Origin of the sequence: Bombilactobacillus bombi, from assembly GCF_003522965.1 — a bacterium.
GTDB classification, from domain to species: domain Bacteria; phylum Bacillota; class Bacilli; order Lactobacillales; family Lactobacillaceae; genus Bombilactobacillus; species Bombilactobacillus bombi.
The window spans coordinates 1,628,601-1,647,255 of sequence record NZ_CP031513.1; the positions used below are offsets into that span (position 1 = coordinate 1,628,601).

Consider the following 18,655-nt stretch of genomic DNA (forward strand, 5'->3'; position numbering starts at 1 on the left):
TATTGTAATAAAGCAATTAAACTGGGGAAAAAATCCTCTAATTAAAGAATTAATACAAAACTTACAATCGATTGTTCATGTGCCACAAGAAACCACAAATATTCCTTCAGTTAATATTTTACGTCAAGCTTTAATACTAGATTTGAATAAAGATCAGCAATGGGTAAATCAATATTCGGATAAGCTATTGAATTATAGTTGGTCTATTCAGCAAAGACTTTTACCGCATTCTATAGAATATTATTTAAATCAATATATTCAAACTATGGATGAACGAGCACGTGATATTTTTAAGAATCGAAAAATGATTAAAGAACCCTTGACTTTGGAAGCTTTAGGTCGTCGCTGGGGCATTACTCGCGAACGTGTTCGGCAAATGGAGACTAAATATTCTGTAAAATTCTATAATTGGTGGAAACAACAACGTTTCACCCTAAAATTATTGGTAACAACACAATGTAAACAAATAAAATTAAAAGATTACTTAAATTTGGAATATGAGTACTTAATTGAAAATATTGTCCTTGAAAATCAGCCTTTTTTAAAAAATATATGGCTTACAAGTGATGCTTATGTAAAACAGGCAACAGAAATTTTGAAATCTAAAATAAATGATGGCAAAGCACATTATTGGACAGAAATTGATAGTATATTTCATGAATATAATTTACAGTTGGACTCTCACGAAATAGAAGAGCTATTAACTAATCTGAATTATTCATTAGATGAACGACGTCAACGTATTATATCTAAAAAACATCTTAATAAATCAGAAATTATTCGGAGATACTGTCAAAAAAATAACTTTGCAAAAATAAAATGTGACGAAAGAAATTATCATCGGATAAATAATTGGACGCAGCAAGAATTTGGATATCAAATTAGTGAAACTTACAAGGGTTTTTGTGGAACATTTAATAATAATTTGGAAATAATCACTGTAGGTAAGGGATATTATAAGTTTTTTAATAAAAATGATTATAATTTAGAAGTATTTGAGACAGCGAAGGAAATGCTAAATAAACATTTTGCTGACGGATATCATTATTCACGTGATTTATGGTTATATAATCAAATTAAAGATCAATTACCTAAATCTATGACTAATGATGAATTTTATCAAATATTTCAAAGATTATACCCTAATGATTTTGTTTATTCTGATGGCCGTAATAATGATATTTTTGTGAATGGCAGTCAGCCGATTAAGATTTCAGAACAAATTGTAAGATATTTAAAAACTCAGCAATTGCCCATTGCTATACAAGATCTTAATAATGAATTTGGGTGGCAAGATTATACTATTAGGCAAGAAGCTTCTAATAATTCTGAAATTATTGTTGATGGTAATAAAGTTTTTTGGATTAATATTAAGGCTGCTGAAAAAGTACTAGCACCGAAGTTAATTGATTTTATTAATACTAATTTGAATAAACGACCTATCTTGTCTTTAGAAATTGTCTATGACTACTATAATAATGAACTGAATGATCAGATTGATACCACTCATATTTATAATAAAAGTGCGGTTACATCATTAATTAGATATCTTAACAATTTAAAACCTAATAGATTTATAAATAAAATTGATATTATTAATAATACTTTTATTGTGAATGTTGATATGTTACCGGATATAAAGAAGCAACCGGGTGAAATATGGCCTCTTTATTTATCATTACAAGTTTCAAATAAAATCACTGAAGATAAGTTGAAACAAATAGCATTAACAGCCGGTCTTAGCGAAAGTTCTTGGAATCAAAATTACCGTAGTTATATGGAAAAAGCTGATTTAGTGCCTGTTTCAGTTGACTATTATGCTAAAAGGAGTGATATAAAACGTTCTCCAGAAGCTGACAAAGCAGTAGCCAACACGTTAAATAATTTGTTTGGTACAAAAGATTTTCTAGTGCTGACCTTATTATCAGAAGCTATTTGGATGGACTTACCAGATGTAGGCTATCGCTGGACAAGAGAATTATTTGCAACTTATGCAACACTATTAGGCTATCATTTTTATGTTTGGCCCAAAAAAATGTTTAGATCTAATTGTTATGTCTTAACTCGTAATAATAGTAAATATCAATCTATGGAAGATATTGTTGCTCATCAGATTCGAATCTGGTTATCAGATAATTCTAATCAGGCACAAATTTATGATCAAGCTGCTGAAATGGGTCTCGTGCCTAAGCGATCAGATAAGATTAAAAAATGTTTTTCTAAAGAATTCTATCAAAATAATCATTTCCAAGTTGATGAGATTGGTAATATCAGTGAGGTCGATTCATGAAATTACGAAATTATCAGCAAACGGCAGTAACTAATTTTAAAAATAATGGACGTGTTGGTATTTTTAATATGGCTACTGGAACAGGTAAAACATATACTAGTATTGCTGCTGCACAAGATTATTATCAAGAATATCAGCGACAATTTTTAGTGATCATTGTTCCTTTTGTTCATTTAGTTAGTCAATGGGAATCTAGTTTAAAAGCTGCGGGAATTAATGTCGATTGTCATATTTTCGGTAATAGCCGTGAGTGGATCCACTCATTACATGATTTAGTATGGTTTTATAATCGTAACTTTAGATCACGAGTTGTGGTTATTGGTACCTATCAAAGCATTGTTTCTAATAAATTTGAAAACTGCATTCGAAATTTAGATTTTCAGCAATCATTTTTATTGGGGGATGAATGTCACTATTTAGGTGCTAACGATAAGCAACGAAATTTCTTATACAATTTTCCTAATCGATTAGGCTTATCAGCCACCCCTACTCGTTGGTGGGATATAACTGGGACTGATTTTGTTCGTAAAATATTCGGTGAAGATGTTTATGAATACTCATTAGAAACGGCTATTAAAAATCATTTTCTAACACAGTATGAATATGATCCCATTATTGCACCTTTTACAGAAGAGGAAATGGAAGAATTTGAATATTTAACTACTAAAGTCAAATCAATGATGCATCGTAAACAAAAGGATTCAAAAATACGTGATTCTCTGCAACTATTACTTTTAAAACGAGCGCGTTTAATTAAACAAGCCGCTGTTAAGCAATCATTGTTAGAACAAGTATTGTTAAGGCAAAAAGATCACCATTATACATTAATTTACTGTAGCGATAAACAGGAAATTCATCAAATAATGCAATTATTACATCGACATCAAATAACTTGTCATAATTTTGATTCTGATCTTAGTAAAATAAAACGTCAACAAGTATTAAGAAAATTTTCTAAGGGTGAAATTGAAGTTTTAGTAGCCGTAAAATGTTTAGATGAAGGGGTTGACATCCCAGCTACACGAGAGGCATTTTTTTTGGCTAGTACAACTAATCCGCGAGAGTTTGTGCAAAGACGAGGACGAATTTTGCGTTTATCCCCTGGAAAAAATAAAGCCATATTACACGATTTTGTGGTTTTTCCACCTAAAGATTATTTAGGTAAAGATACTGAAACTTTGATTAAACATGAATTACCTCGGGTATTTGACTTGAATGAATTTGCATTAAATAAATTTACAGCGCGAAAAAAATTAATTCCAATATTAAGAAAGTTAAAATTGGAGAGATATTTAGATAAATCACCACAAGAAATTTATCTAGAAGCACAAGAGGAGATGAAAAAATATGGCATTACAACAAGATATTAAAATGAGGATTGAAGAATTACCAATGAACGTAAAAGAACCTATTCAAGTGTTGCTAACAGCTATCACTCAACAAAAGCAAGATCAATTTACAGATAAAGAAATTGAGCAACGTTTAATACAGGTTTTAGAAAAAGTTATTAAGGAGGATAATTAATGAAATTAAAGCAATTAATAGTTAATAACTTTCGCCAATTTCGAGATAAGCAATATATCCATTTTGCTAGTGAAGATACTCAAAATGTAACTGTTATTCTCGGACAAAATGGTGCTGGTAAAACCGGTATTTTTCGAGCGGTTCTTTTTGCACTATTTGGCGCAGTTAAATTAAATCAAGATTCAGATAATGTAGATGTGCATTTAATTAATGAAGTAGCCTTACAGGAATCTATAGGAAAAATAGTAACAGCCACTGTAGAATTAGAATTTGAACATAATAAGATTAACTATCGTATTGTAAGAGCCATTCAAGGAAGATTTGATGGCGAACAATATTTACAATTGAATAATCAACAATGTCGTTTAGACATTAGTTCCGATAGTACTGAAAATAGTATCGACGATAAAGATATGATTACTGCAACTATTTCTTCTATTATGCGAGAGGATATTAGTGAATTTTTCTTTTTTGATGCGGAAAGCTTACAAATTGTGTCAGATTTAGATGAATCCTCAAACGCTAATAAAAAGATTCAAGAAGGTATCTATCAATTATTACAAGTTAAAGATTTAAATAAAGCAATTAGCATTGCTACAAAATTGAGTAATCGTATTCGTCGTAATGTGGTTGCCGAAAGTAAAGATAATAATTTACAAGTACTAGAGCAACAAAGAACAAAAAACGAAGAACAAATGCAACAAAGTCAACAAATAATAGCTACCAGCGAGCAAGAGATAATACAAGCTCAAAAAGAATTAGAAAATAAGAAGCAACTGTATCAATCTTCAGAAGATATGCGCGTTTTAGCACAAAAAATAAATAATTATACTGAGCAAAAGCAACAATTACAGTCAACTATCGACCAACAAATTATGTATATGACAGAATTAGTTAAACAAGGATCTAGTCAGCTATTTAGTGATCTTTTATCTGATATTAAGATTAATGTTGCCTCTTTACGAAAAGATAGTGATGATAATATCCCTCAAACAGTTTTAGAACAAACCATCAAAGATCAGATTTGTTATTTATGCGGTAATAAGTTGAATGAACATCCAGAAGCATATCAACACGTTCAAGAGTTGTTACAGAAATTTAAATATTCACATTCGACGGCTTATTTAAATCAGATAGAATCTGGTATTAATGAAGTTGAAAATAATCATGATAGTTATATTGAAACTCAAGCACAGACTTTTAAAAAATATAATGATAATTGTAAAAAACAAAAAGAAATTCAATATAAAATTGATACTCTCCAAGAACAATTAAAAGTTAATGATAATGATGTTAAAGAAGCAGAATCTTTAGGAAAATCTATTCAAAGAATTGAACAAAATATTAATGATTGCAAACTTCAAGTTCAAAAAGAACAAGAAAGAGTTAAAATTTTACAAAAAAAACAAGATAAATTAAATCATGACTGGCTTATTTCTCAAAATAAAGACAATACATTACGTGCTAAAAAGCAACAGTCCTACTTATTAGACAATATAGTAGATCAATTGAAAAATATTGTGGAAGATTACGGATATCAATGTCGGCAGAAAGTTCAGACATACACTAAAGAATTTTTTCAGCGATTTATTGCTGATAAAGATAAAACTTTAATTGATCATGTGGAAATTGATCGTAATTATAGATTTAAAATTTATAGATCAGCTTTTACAGGTAATTTATCTCAAGGACAATATCAAATATTATCTTTAGCTTTTGTTATAGCTTTAGCTAAAGTGGCTTCTGAGGGACGATCAGAAATGTTATTTCCATTATTTATGGACACTCCTTTTGCTCGAATTGATGGAGACAATCGAGACTGTCTTATTCAAGAAATACCACGAACTACCAGTCAATGGATTTTGCTTTTAACAGATACTGAGTTTACTGCAGCAGAAAGAGATTCTTTTGTCAAACAAAATACAGTCGGTAATATTTATCAATTAAATACTACAAGTAATCAAGGAACTACAAGTATAGAACCAATAAAAGATCTCAATTCAATAATACTACGAGGAGAAAATAATGGCTGATCTATTTGATGGTAAGCGCAATATCTCTTTAGATACTTCATATAATATGGATTATGAAGCTATGAATGCTGCAAATCTTGGGATTGCTAATATCTTTTTTTTGGCATTGATAATTGGTAAGCGTAATAACACTAAAATTGCAGTAAATGACCATAGAGGTAAGGAATTTAGACCTAGTTATTTTACACCATTGCAAAAAGATTTGATATATGGCTTAGTTTTAAATTTGACAGGTAGTATTCCTGTTGACGATAAAGAAATAACAAATATTTATGATGAGTTAATCGCATACGCTAATGGTGGTATTCAATGGATGCGAAATAATGTTTTTTTTGATTGTCTGAATGATAATGGTGCCATTAATATAGAACCACAAGAAATAATAGTACGATTCAATCAAATGATTTATGATGAGTTAAATCCACAACAATCACCGTTTTAATATCTTTTTTATTTATAAGGGCTGGAACATAATATTGTTCTAGCCTTTCTATAATTATAAATCAAAAAATATGACGTATATTTTAATTATTATTCAATTATTAAATTGATGAATGCGAGTCATCTTTATTATATAATTAAATTATTTATTGCTAATAGTATATAAAAGGAGGTGGATTTATTTGCAAGAAGGAATTTATTTTCCTAAATTTTGGCAACGAGCACAAATAGAACATTGGATTGATCATTTTCTTAATTCTAAATTAGCAACTCCTATTGTTTATCAGTTTGATTTTGCTAATGAGCAAGTTTTTTTACCAGTAGATTGGTTGCGCCAATTGTATACGTCACAGTATGCGGAATTTAGAGAAATAGTGAATCTTTTTAATTTATTTGGAATTAAAGTTCATACATCACATAATTTGGGATTATTTAGTGTTGATGATAGAGGGAATAGTTTTGTAATTGATACACAAGTGATTAATATTAGACAATTAGTAGATCAACATCCATTGCTTGATTTCTTGCAGTCCTTTGTTCCATTGCTTACATATGATAGCTTGTATGGTTTAGTGTTAGATCAATTAAACATACTGAATCCTGCTATTAAAATCAATGATATAGTGCAACTTTTTTCTGATTGTCAAATTAATGTTAAAACACCAATTGAGATAGTCTTCAAAAAGTCTTTATCATCTCATTCAGAACGTCATAAAATAATTGAGAATAATAAACCTAAATTAGAACACAGTTGGACTGAGCAGCAATTAAGCAAATATGATAAAGGTACTAATACAGAACTTATTTCTTCTATATTTTATAAAAAAAGTTATCGTTCATTTGTCCGTGCATTAAATGCAAAAGGAATTTTTAGAATAGATCAATTGACACACAAAATTATAGAACAAGTAGTAACTAATCTTAATTTTAGTAAGAAAAAGTTAAAAAAAATTGATTCAATATTAGAACAATTACCACAAAGTAATAATTGCAATGAATCTACACTTCAAGTTTCTAAAACAAAGGTAAACCAAGCGCTTTTAGCCAATCATAGAACACATATATCTACAAATATTAAGAAAGTATTTCTCCCCATGTTACCTTTTCCAAGTAATATTTTAAATAAATCTGAAACTATAGAAAATAAAGTTATTATAAGTTTATCTGAATATAAAGAAAAAGTTAGGACCTATATAGATAAGGATCACGAACAACAATATCATTATCCAGCTATCGATGTATTAACTACAAATTTAGCATCATTAACGGATAAAGATTGGCAACAATCAAAAGTGCCATCTCTTGATATTTTAAAATACGCAATTGAGATTGAATGGGGACAATCAACATATACTGATCAACAAATTGTGGAAAATTTACCATATACCTGGTATATTCAGCATCAATTGTTACCTAATTCAATTGAAAGTTATCTCCATATATTTTGGCAATCTATGAGTGAAGATGCTCAAAATGTTTTTAGAAATCGCTTTATGTCTGCCAATGATTCTGTGATATATCAAGATTCATTAACAAACGCAAATTATCTACGCAATTTAGAAAGAGAATGGACTGAAAGATTTAAAATCTGGTGGCAACAAATGAGTTTTACAAATAAATTATTGATTACCAGCGGATGTCAACAGTGCAAACTAAAAGATTATTTTAGTCCTGGATATGATTTATTAATTTATAACACTATTGTCCAATATAGTGAAAACGAAATGATCAAAAAATTATGGACAATATGATTTTTACGGAGGATTAGTATGCAACTACAACAGTTAGTTATAACCAATTTTCGCCAATTTGGTGAACGGCATAGTCTACATTTTGCCACTGAAGGACAACAAAATGTGACTTTAATCATCGGAAATCAGGAAATAGATAGAACTGATATTTGGCGGGCTATTTTATTTGCTTTTTTGGGTGATGCACGTATTGGTCAAGAAAGCGATGAAATTAATCAGCGTTTGATTAATTATTCAATATTACAAAGTGCACCTAATCAATGGCTTAAAGCTGAAGTAGAAATATTCTTTGAGCAAGATGGCATTCAGTATGACTTAATTCGGCGAGTTAAGGGATATTACGATGGTAAAAAATATAAACAATCACCACAAAAATGTTGGCTAGAAATCAAGAATCCTCATCAAGAAAAAGAACAATTTACAGCTGAAAAAATAGTAACTCAAAAAATCCAAAAAGCTCTTTCACCTAAATCAATGCTGTTTGGTGATGCTGAAAGTTTGGAATTGCTAACTGCTATTGATAATGCTTCAGCTTTTACTCAAAAATTACAAGCAATTATTTATCACTTATTGAATACTACGGATATAAAACAAGCTATCAAATTAAGTAGTAAATTAAAAAGTCAACTTCAGCTGGTAATGAGCGATAATGATTCTTCTGATTATTTCCAATCAATAAAGCATCAACAAACCAATTTAAGCACTAAAATCCAAACAATTAAACAAAATAAAGATCAACATCAGCAACAATATACGCAAGCTCAAGAGCAGTTAAAACTATTAACTCAGTTAAAACCAAGGATTACGGCCTCTTCTAATAAAAAGCCCATCATTGTTAACGAAAAACCACAGCTAAATAAAATGGCAGAATTTATCAAATTAGGTGCTAACCAATTATTTTATGATTATTGTTCAGACATTACTATGATAATTAATAATCTGCGTAATCATAGTGAGGAAAGTATTTCTGAAAAAATCTTGATAAATACTGCCAATAGTCAGAAGTGTTATCTATGTGGTCGAGAATTCACTTCTGATAGCGAAGCAAAGACTCACGTAAATGAATTACGGCAAAGTTTTAATCATACAAAGTCATTGGCTTGTCTTAATCAAATTGAGGCAGGAATTAATGAAGTAGAAAAAAATCATTATTATTTTCAGCAAGAGCAAACAAAAGCATTAGCTGAGTACAAAGAATTTTTGCAAACAATAACTGAAAATTATGATGAAAGTGATTCAGTTCATGATAATGATGGGATTACCACAATTATTGATCAATTACAAAATCAAATTCAAGAATTAGCAACTCAAAATCAACAGGAACAACTACAATTACGCAGCTTGAAACAAGAACACATTACTTTACAAACTGAAATTTTGGAATATCAACAAATGCTTCAACAATTGCCCACAAAAATCAAAAATTCTAACTTACTTCAGCAAATTATAGATTCAATAGATGAAATATATACAACGGCAACTTTAGAAAAGCTGCAAACGACTACTAAAGAAATTTTTCAAAATTTACAAGCTAAAACTAAACCAGATGTTGCAGCTAACTTGCTGACTAATGCTTATCAGAAAAATTTAACAGCCAGTCAAAAGCAATTATTAATAATCGCGTTTATATTGGCACTCTTACAGATTAATAATTTCAATGTTTTGTTAACGGAGCAGCCATTTTCTTATTTAAATACAGTAAATTATCGTTACTTAATTGCTGGTATGCCCCAATTGTTCAATCAGTGGATTGTTTATTTAACGGATACGGAATTGACAGCGGAATTGAAAACAGCCTTCTTGAAACAAGATAATGTCGGGCGTATTTATCAATTAAATAATCACATTATGTCCGGTGCCACAAATGTTGAGGCGTTGAGAAGTCTCACTGCAATACTATAAGGAGGGTAAATATGGCGGATTTATTTGATGGCAAGCGCAATCTTGTCTTAGGAGCAGAATACAATACAGATTACCAAACGCTCCAAAAAGCTCATTTGGAATTGAACGATAGCTTTTTTTTGGCAGTAATGATAGGCTATCGCAATCAACAAAAGATACCATCTAATATTAGACGAGGTCTAGAATTTAATTCATTAGCTTTTTCCCCTGTCCAAAAAGAACTTTTGTATGGCCTAATATTGAGTTGGAAAAATATGGATTTACAAACAATGGTTGATAATGAGAGTATTAATCAAATTTATGAAAAACTCATTGCATATGCTAACGGAGGTCTCCAATGGTTGCGGGGAAATATCTTTCCAGATTATTTGGATGCAGATGGAGCGATTGTTGCCGACCCATCAACCATACTTTTAAAATTAAACGAAATGATTGCTGAAGAAGTTAGCTCTAATAAAGCCCCATTTTGATAATGGTTATAGTAAGATAAGGATAAAACAATAATTGAGGTTTAACCAATGACATTATTAGTGGATTATCATAAATTAAAATTAGGAAAATACGATATTCCAACTTGGGATGGTCTTTGTTATCCTATTTTGTTATATTTACAAGATGAACAGGTGCATAGTGGCTTAGAGATTAAACACGCTGTAGCTGATGGAATTGGTTTAGCCAATAATTTACGTCACTTAACGTACGATAACAGTAAACAAACAACTAAAGTTATTGAAGATCGAATTGGTTGGGCATATTCAGAAATGTTCTTAGCAGGAATATTAAAGCGTCCTGAACGTAGTCATTATCAAATAACTTCTTTAGGATTACGATTATTAAAACAATATAATATAAAGATAGATCGACATATTGTTCATCAACAATCAGCTTATCGCCAGCATAACCAAGAGCTCTTAGCGCAAAAACAATCTGTTCAGCACCACAACACTAGTATTGACAATATAGCTGATATTAATCAAATGGTTCAAGAATTAAATAAACAAGTGGCATCAGAATTGTTAAATTTAATTTTGAGTAATGATCCTAGTTTTTTTGAAGGTTTAGTTGTTGAATTATTGAGTAAAATGGGCTACAAGGGTAAAAATGGTTCCTCATATGTCACACCTGCTAGTAATGATGCTGGTATTGATGGTGTTATCAATCAAGATCCATTAGGGACAAGGACAATTTATTTACAGGCTAAACGCTATGCAAAAGACCATACTGTAGAACGTCCTGAAATTCAAAGATTTCATGGAGCTTTAGACGAAAAAAGCGCCGATAAGGGCGTTTTTATTACTACATCTGATTTTTCTCAAGGAGCCCAAAATACAGCTGCAAAATTAGGAATTATTTTAGTTAATGGACGTATGTTAACAGATTTAATGATCAAGTATGCTGTGGGTGTCCGTGTAAAAAATCAATTTGTTATTTATGATATTGATCAAGATTATTTTGAGTAGTGGCATATGTTAAGTATTAAATGATTTAGCTTTATTGATATCGCTTTCTTTTTGATATATAATGATGCTGAAGATTAATGGAATTGTTACTGGTTTATTACTGGGCATAACCATAGTTAAACTTATAAAAAATAAGTTTAACTATGGTTTTTATTTTATACAAGGAGATGATAGTGAATGTGAAAGTAAAACGTAGAATTAATAATAATGTTGTGTTAGCAACAGACGTTGGTTCTAAAGGCTTAGAAGGTATTTTGATTGGTAAAGGAATTGGTTTTAATGTTCATCCAGGAAACTTTATAAATAAAGATAATATTCAAAATGTTTATTTGCCTAGTAAAAATTATAATATAACACAAATGGCTGCAGAGTTAACTGATGCAAGTAATGATGACATTAATCTTGTTATAAAAATTATCCAGTATATTGATAGTAAGATTGAAAAGAAAATTAACGGAGGTTTATTTTTTGGTTTATTAGATCATATATCTTTTACTTTACATCGCTATTATCAAGGAATGAATATTAAGAGCCCATTAGAATGGGAAATAAAGCATTTTTATCCAGTAATATATAAATTAGGATTAGATGTTGTTAATATTATTGATAAAGAAAAAAATGTTAAATTACCTAATTCTGAAGCAGCTTTTATTGCTTTACATGTTATAAATAATACCGAAAATTTAACTTCAGTTGATGAAACAATTGACTGGATAGAAGTTTCACGAGATGTTAATAAAATAATTAGTATTAGTAGTAACAATAAAATTGATCAGCAATCTATTGCATATCAACGATTTATAAATCATTTACGTTATTTGGTTTTAAGATTGTCAAGTAAAGAAAGAGTTAAAAACAATTCAACTAATCCACAAATGCTAAAAATGATTATGACTCAATATTCTAATGAGTACAGTATTAGTAAAAAAATAAGCGATTATCTTTCTAAAAGATATGGATCTCGTATTAGCAAAGATGAACAACTCTATTTAACATTGCACTTAATACGTTTACTAAATTAAATATTAAAATACAGGAATAGTTACAGTTTGGCTGGCATAACCTGTTCACAAATCGCAGTATTAATGCGTCTTGTGGACAGGCTTTTATATTTATGAAAGGATATGTAATGACAAATAATGACTTAGCAAAAGCAATAGTTAGTTATGTTGGCGGAGAAAACAATATTCAATCTTTAACACATTGTGTAACAAGATTAAGATTTCATTTAAAAAACGATGATAAGGCAAAAGATAATCAAATTGAAAATCTTGATGGTATTATGGGTGTTCAAAAAAGAAATGGGCAATATCAAGTAATTGTTGGTACTAATGTAAGTCAAGTATATAAAAAAATAATTGAAATTCTACCAAGATTAGCTGAATTTGATAATACTAAAAAAAATGAAAAAGATAAGAAAGATTCAATTATTAGCAGAATAATTAACGCATTATCTGAAATATTAGTGCCAAGTTTGGCACCAATTATTGGTGGTGGTATGCTAAAAGGTTTTTTATATATAGCAACTACATTAAAGCTAGCTGATCCAAAAAATGGAACAATGTTTGTTTTAAATATAGCCAGTGATGCTATGTTCTATTTCTTCCCTTTTCTTTTATCAATTAGTGCAGCAAGATATTTTAAAACTAATGAATATATGGCAGCTACATTAGCAGGTGTGCTTTTATATCCTACACTAGTTTCTGCAGCAACTGCTGGTAAAGTTGCACAAATTAAATTTTTGGGATTTTTACCAATACCGATGGTTGATTATAGTCAATCTGTAATTCCAATAATTCTTTCTGTCTGGTTTTTAAGCTATATTTACCGCTTTTTAGAAGATCACTTACCTAATATGATAACTGTAATTTTCACTCCTTTAATTTCTTTAGTTGTAGTTGTTCCAATTATGCTATTTGGGATTGCTCCTTTAGGATATTATTTGGGAGAATATATGGCTAAAGGACTTCAAATATTAATCAATTTTTCACCTTTATTGGCAGGAGCAATTATAGGTGGGTTAAGGCCTTTATTTGTTTTGACAGGAATGCATCATGCCATTAGACCCTTGACAATTCAACAAATTGCAACTTATGGTTATTCTACTTTAGGTGCCATGAATTTTATGAGCACAATGGCTCAAGCAACTGCAGCGTTGGCAGTTTACTTTATTGTGAAAAATTCAAAAATGAAACAAATTTCTCTATCAGCAACTATCTCGGGATTTTTAGGGATTACTGAGCCTGCATTGTATGGAGTACTAATTAAATACAAAGCTGCATTTATGGGAGCTACTTTAGGTGGAGCTCTAGGTGGTGGAATTGGGGCTGCTCTAGGTGCTAAAGCAATGGCTATGGTAATGCCCAGTGTTTTATCCATTCCAGTATTTTTAAATAGTACAACTACAGGATTCTTGATTGGTTTAGCAACTACTTTAATTAGTACGTTAGTTATAACATTTTTGTTATTTAAAACAATTTTTAAACCGGAAGATAATTCGGATATTAGATTTAAAAATAGTACTAAAAACAATAATAAAAATAAACTCAACATCTTTAGCCCTGTCGATGGTGATGTTTATTTAACCGAAGATGTCTCTGACGATACTTTTTCTAAACAATTAATGGGGAAAACTGTGGCTATAATGCCATCAAATGGTAATGTTGTTTCTCCTGTTTCTGGAAAAGTGAAAATGTTATTTCCTACAAAACATTCGATTGGTTTAATTTCTGATGATGGGGTGGAAGTAATGATTCATGTGGGTTTAGATACTGTTAATCTTAATGGTAAATACTTCAAAAGTTTTGTTAATGAAGGAGATCACGTTGAAATTGGGCAAAAAATATTACAATTTGATTTAAATGAGATCAAGAATGCAGGATATGATCCTACTACTATCATAATAATTAGTAATTCTAGTGACTATGCATCGTTATCATCACCATCTGATAATCAATCAATTAAGAATGGTCAATCTTTGATTGAAATTATTCCTAATTAGTTACAAGTTTTGAGATATTAATATTATTGGAGGGATATATATTATGAAAATTATAACAGTAAATAACAAACAGGAACTCAATGAATTAACAGGAGAAATGTTAATTGGATTAATGTTGAGTAAACAAAATAGAATTAATATAGCTATTACTGCTGGAAGCACACCTAAGGGAGTTTATTCATACATGGCACCACGTATAAGAAATAATGACGCTTTTAATAATGTTCATTATTATAATTTTGATGAAATACCATCTACTGATTCTAATTTTATAGGTATAACTATGAGAGATTTGGAAGATATGTATTTAAATCCTGCACAAATTTCTACAAGTCGGTTTCATCATTTAAATGGTGATAATTACAAAGAACAAGATGAAAAAATCAAATCAATAGGTGGTTTAGATGCGATTCTTTTAGGAATTGGGAAAGATAGTCATTATTGTGGTAACTTACCTGGTACAACTAAGTTTGAAGATGAGACTGTAAAGGTGGATGCTAAAGGTGAACTAAAGAAAAAAATTAGTGGCCATTTTGAAAATCAATCATTAGTTCCTGATTATTGGATTACTATGGGGCCAAGAAGTATTATGGCTGCTAAAAAATTAATTTTAATTGCAACAGGTTCTGAAAAAGCAGAAGCAATATGGCATCTTGTTAAGGGCCCTGTTGATAACCAATATCCAGCATCTGTTTTAAAATTACATCCTGATTTAACTGTTATAGCTGATAAAAAGGCTATGAAAGAAGTGAATAAATAATTATGAACAATTTTCCTAAAGATTTTTTATGGGGTGGAGCCATTTCAGCCTGTCAAGCAGAAGGTGCATTTAATGAAGATGGTAGGGGATTAGCTGTTTCAGATGTATCATTTTTTGATTCAGAATTAAGTAATAAATCTTTAACTATTAACAAAAAAATAACAAGTACAGATATTAATACTGCTTTACTTGATGAAAGTACAAAGCATTATCCTAAACGCCATGGAATAGATTTTTATCATCACTATGATGAAGATATTAAATTATGTTCACAAATGGGTTTTAATGTATTTAGATTTTCAATATCTTGGAGTAGGTTTTTCCCTACCGGAGAGGAAAAAAGCCCCAATAAAAAAGCTATAGAATTTTATGATAATGTTATTAATAAAATTATAGAAAATGGTATGCAACCATTAGTTACAATTTCACATTTTGATATGCCGTTGCAATTATCTTTGAAATATAACGGATGGTCAGATAGAAAATTAATAACATTATTTAGAAAATATGCAAATACTTTATTTGATTGTTATAGCAATCGTGTGAAATTATGGATAGGGTTTAATGAAATTAATGCAAGTAAATTTTCTGCTTTTAAATCCACGGGTGTAGTTGAAGATCAATCAAATAACTACCAACAAGATCTTTATCAAGCAGCTCATAATCAATTTGTTGCATCTGCACAAATTAAGAGTGATTTAAGTTTAAAAGATCCTAATAGTAAATTGGGATGCATGATTGCATATTTTGCAACTTATCCATTAACGCCTAGTCCTGATGACGTTTTAGCTGCTCAACAAAAAGATTATGAGGATAATTTATATTATACTGATACAATGATTAATGGAGAATATCCATATTATGCTCAACGTATATGGAAAAAGAACAATGTACACTTAGATATTACTAAAAACGATAGTCAACTATTAAAACAAAATAAACCTGATTTTTTATCTTTTAGTTATTATATGTCTAATATAGCAGCAAATAACACTATCAATAATAGTAAAACTAAGGGTAATTTAAGAGATACAATAGTTAATCCTTATTTAAAAAAATCTGAATGGGGATGGCAAATTGACCCATTAGGATTACGATATTCTTTGAATAAGTTATATGCACGCTATCATATACCTTTATTTATTGTAGAAAATGGGATAGGTGCCAATGATAAGATTACAATTGATTATAAGATACATGATGATTATCGTATTTCATATCTAAATGATCATATAGAAGCAGTATCAGAAGCAATTAAAGATGGAGTGGATTTGATGGGATACACTATGTGGTCGGCATTGGATATTATTTCATCTGGAACTTCTGAAATGTCTAAAAGATATGGACTTATTTACGTTGATCAGGATAACTATGGGAATGGTACTTTGTCTAGACATCCTAAAGATTCATTTTATTGGTATAAAAATTTAATCAGTAAATATAGTTAGTTTGAATAACAAATTTATTGCCAGCTAGATTAATTAGTCTAGCTGGTTTTGGTTTAGTTTATTGACATATGATGATTATAATTTTTAAATCTTCACTACTATATTCAAATTCTATAAAACTAGGTAATTTCTCTATTTTACAATGATTATTATCGCAACCAATTGGAAAATAATTTATTAAACACAACCTAACAGTTTATCGATAACCTTTTTTAAATTCAATAATCAGACAATAAGTCGGCAGAATTGCCAATTTATACGAAAAATAGTGTATGTTTATGATTATAGTGGATATAAATACGATAATTATATTGTGATAGCAAATGACAAGTTGAATCCAAACAGGCTCTAAAAACTTTAATGTCAGTGTGATAATTGTGCAGCTTTAAGAACCGATTATTAACCAGTTCCACAATTTCCAATACTTGATTGGTAGTAACTTTAATAAAGTTAGTTTTCTTGGAAAAAAACAATGCTACCCTATCTCCAAAGTGAATAGGAATAACAAAATAACTGGTGATTCCATAACGTTGTTCTAGTTTATGATATTGGGTAAGCTCTTTGCTATAATCAACGTTAATGCTTTGAATTGTACTAATAAAATACCGCATAAAGCTTTCAAAGGATATTAAACAAGCTTTGTTTTTTACTCACGGCTTGATAATAAAACTGTAATGAACTAACTCTTGTCGTTATTTAATCTCCATCTGACGTTATTTAATAATAGTACTTGTTTGATATCACCCACAAATTTCATGGGTACGATATCGACGGTGATTACAGTCTAGTAAGTCTTTACAATCAAAAAACAACTGACCTTGATATAGCCAGTTATAAATCAAAATTATCGCTAACTTAAATTTGGAAGCAATCGCTTGATGAGAGTAATTTAACCACAAATGATTTTTCAATTATTTGTTTGAGCGATGCATTCAAAATAGGTTTACGACCACAATGTTTTCTTTTCTGATTGGTATTCTTATGATTCAAAATCATCAAATCCTAATAGTTACAATTTCGTGTAAAAAGACGATTTAGCGACATTACTAGGATTGAAAATTTGTTGTTTGATTTTATTTTTTCAATAAAAGTGCTATCACTTTGTAGTCAAATTATTTTAAAGTAAAGATGCTCAAAGTAATCCTTCTTTTACAGTTTGTGTAATAACTACCATTATAAAAGAATTACTTTGGTTTTTTAGATTAATGCCTATTTGTATTAATTATATAATCTGCGATATATAAAAAATACTTATTTTACACAATAATAGTGTGTGTCATCACGTTAGAAAACTGTTGGCACACACTATTTTTAATAATTATACAATATATGCTTTTTTGTAATTAGCAGTTTATTAAAATTATATACTTGCTTGAGCTAAATCTATTAATTTGCTTTGCTAAAATATAAAGTTTGACAAAAAATATTAGATACGTATAATGAAGATATAAGGATTGTAATCGCATACAGCGAGCAAAACCAAAACAGAAGGACACACAGTGTCCAAAATGTTTTGGTTTTTTTTATCCTTAAATTTTAAATAGGGGGTAAAACAATGACAATAGTTGGAGCACGAATAGATAACCGATTACTTCACGGTATTGTAGCAACAACATGGGTTCCCGAGTCTAATGCAACTAGAGTCATGGTTATTGATGATGATGTGGCTAACAATGCTAATTTAAAGGAAGCGATGAAATTAGGAAGACCCAGTTGTGTAGCAGTTTCTATTATAAATAAAGAAACAGCATTAAAAAATTTCTCTAATCATAAATATGATCGACAGCGTGTGTATATTCTTTCTAAGACACCTCAAATATTTTTAGAATTAATAAAATTAGGAGAAAAAATTAATAAATTGATTTTAGGTGGAACTATTACTTATCCAAACAGTATAAAAATATCTAATAGAGCATACATTAAACCAACAGAAATTGAAATTTATAAAAATATTTATCGTAACAATACAGAAATTGTTTCAGCCTATACAACTAATGATAAACAAATAGATATTTTTTCTAAGATTGATGAAGAGAGGTAAATAA

The 18,655-nt window shown here is 29.6% G+C and carries 14 protein-coding genes; all 14 read left to right on the forward strand.

What is annotated here, in order from left to right; all coding sequences use genetic code 11:
- Positions 1-79 precede the first annotated feature (79 nt).
- The 14 genes from DS830_RS07830 (at position 80) to DS830_RS07890 (ending at position 18,651) form a co-directional block, all read left to right on the forward strand.
- A complete protein-coding gene (locus DS830_RS07830) occupies positions 80-2,290 on the forward strand; it encodes a sigma factor-like helix-turn-helix DNA-binding protein (protein WP_118908912.1) in 2,211 nt (736 codons plus the stop codon).
- On the forward strand, positions 2,287-3,660 hold the full coding sequence (locus DS830_RS07835; protein ID WP_118908913.1) for a DEAD/DEAH box helicase family protein: 1,374 nt from the start codon (positions 2,287-2,289) through the stop codon (positions 3,658-3,660). Before DS830_RS07830 ends, DS830_RS07835 begins: the two co-directional genes overlap by 4 nt.
- Positions 3,638-3,814: a hypothetical protein gene (locus tag DS830_RS08915; RefSeq protein WP_162887557.1), complete on the forward strand. Its 177-nt coding sequence runs from the start codon at positions 3,638-3,640 to the stop codon at positions 3,812-3,814. Before DS830_RS07835 ends, DS830_RS08915 begins: the two co-directional genes overlap by 23 nt.
- The gene (locus tag DS830_RS07840) at positions 3,814-5,847 is read left to right on the forward strand and encodes an AAA family ATPase (protein WP_118908914.1); all 2,034 of its coding nucleotides are present in this window, start codon (positions 3,814-3,816) and stop codon (positions 5,845-5,847) included. Before DS830_RS08915 ends, DS830_RS07840 begins: the two co-directional genes overlap by 1 nt.
- A complete protein-coding gene (locus DS830_RS07845; RefSeq protein WP_118908915.1) occupies positions 5,840-6,289 on the forward strand; it encodes a hypothetical protein in 450 nt (149 codons plus the stop codon). The genes DS830_RS07840 and DS830_RS07845 overlap by 8 nt, the downstream gene beginning before the upstream one ends.
- 181 nt (positions 6,290-6,470) lie before the next feature.
- The gene (locus DS830_RS07850) at positions 6,471-8,039 is read left to right on the forward strand and encodes a hypothetical protein (protein ID WP_118908916.1); all 1,569 of its coding nucleotides are present in this window, start codon (positions 6,471-6,473) and stop codon (positions 8,037-8,039) included.
- Positions 8,040-8,057: 18 nt separating this feature from the next.
- Positions 8,058-9,941 carry a Rad50 family protein gene (locus tag DS830_RS07855; protein ID WP_118908917.1) on the forward strand — a complete coding sequence of 628 codons (1,884 nt, stop codon included), beginning with the start codon at positions 8,058-8,060 and terminating at the stop codon, positions 9,939-9,941.
- Positions 9,942-9,952: 11 nt separating this feature from the next.
- Positions 9,953-10,411 (forward strand): hypothetical protein, encoded by a 459-nt coding sequence (locus DS830_RS07860; protein ID WP_118900011.1) that lies wholly within the window; start codon positions 9,953-9,955, stop codon positions 10,409-10,411.
- A gap of 48 nt (positions 10,412-10,459) precedes the next feature.
- Positions 10,460-11,401 carry a restriction endonuclease gene (locus DS830_RS07865; RefSeq protein ID WP_118908918.1) on the forward strand — a complete coding sequence of 314 codons (942 nt, stop codon included), beginning with the start codon at positions 10,460-10,462 and terminating at the stop codon, positions 11,399-11,401.
- 179 nt (positions 11,402-11,580) lie between these two features.
- On the forward strand, positions 11,581-12,423 hold the full coding sequence (locus DS830_RS07870; RefSeq protein WP_162887558.1) for a PRD domain-containing protein: 843 nt from the start codon (positions 11,581-11,583) through the stop codon (positions 12,421-12,423).
- Between the two features lie 107 nt (positions 12,424-12,530).
- Positions 12,531-14,402 carry a beta-glucoside-specific PTS transporter subunit IIABC gene (locus DS830_RS07875; protein ID WP_205526783.1) on the forward strand — a complete coding sequence of 624 codons (1,872 nt, stop codon included), beginning with the start codon at positions 12,531-12,533 and terminating at the stop codon, positions 14,400-14,402.
- Positions 14,403-14,445: 43 nt separating this feature from the next.
- Entirely contained in the window at positions 14,446-15,162 is a 717-nt protein-coding gene (locus DS830_RS07880; RefSeq protein WP_118908921.1) for a glucosamine-6-phosphate deaminase, read from the forward strand.
- Positions 15,163-15,164: 2 nt separating this feature from the next.
- Positions 15,165-16,610, forward strand: a complete 1,446-nt coding sequence (locus DS830_RS07885; RefSeq protein WP_118908922.1) for a glycoside hydrolase family 1 protein — start codon at positions 15,165-15,167, stop codon at positions 16,608-16,610.
- A gap of 1,555 nt (positions 16,611-18,165) precedes the next feature.
- Positions 18,166-18,651 carry a PTS sugar transporter subunit IIB gene (locus DS830_RS07890; RefSeq protein WP_118908923.1) on the forward strand — a complete coding sequence of 162 codons (486 nt, stop codon included), beginning with the start codon at positions 18,166-18,168 and terminating at the stop codon, positions 18,649-18,651.
- The last annotated feature ends 4 nt before the right edge of the window (positions 18,652-18,655 follow it).

Excerpts from the sequence above, each read along its gene's own strand:
- DS830_RS07840 (WP_118908914.1), top strand. The coding sequence starts at position 3,814 with ATGAAATTAAAGCAATTAATAGTTAATAACTTTCGCCAATTTCGAGAT.
- DS830_RS07880 (WP_118908921.1), top strand. The coding sequence starts at position 14,446 with ATGAAAATTATAACAGTAAATAACAAACAGGAACTCAATGAATTAACA.
- DS830_RS07875 (WP_205526783.1), top strand. The coding sequence starts at position 12,531 with ATGACAAATAATGACTTAGCAAAAGCAATAGTTAGTTATGTTGGCGGA.
- DS830_RS07845 (WP_118908915.1), top strand. The coding sequence starts at position 5,840 with ATGGCTGATCTATTTGATGGTAAGCGCAATATCTCTTTAGATACTTCA.
- DS830_RS07890 (WP_118908923.1), top strand. The coding sequence starts at position 18,166 with ATGACAATAGTTGGAGCACGAATAGATAACCGATTACTTCACGGTATT.
- DS830_RS08915 (WP_162887557.1), top strand. The coding sequence starts at position 3,638 with ATGGCATTACAACAAGATATTAAAATGAGGATTGAAGAATTACCAATG.
- DS830_RS07865 (WP_118908918.1), top strand. The coding sequence starts at position 10,460 with ATGACATTATTAGTGGATTATCATAAATTAAAATTAGGAAAATACGAT.
- DS830_RS07885 (WP_118908922.1), top strand. The coding sequence starts at position 15,165 with ATGAACAATTTTCCTAAAGATTTTTTATGGGGTGGAGCCATTTCAGCC.
- DS830_RS07855 (WP_118908917.1), top strand. The coding sequence starts at position 8,058 with ATGCAACTACAACAGTTAGTTATAACCAATTTTCGCCAATTTGGTGAA.
- DS830_RS07860 (WP_118900011.1), top strand. The coding sequence starts at position 9,953 with ATGGCGGATTTATTTGATGGCAAGCGCAATCTTGTCTTAGGAGCAGAA.
- DS830_RS07835 (WP_118908913.1), top strand. The coding sequence starts at position 2,287 with ATGAAATTACGAAATTATCAGCAAACGGCAGTAACTAATTTTAAAAAT.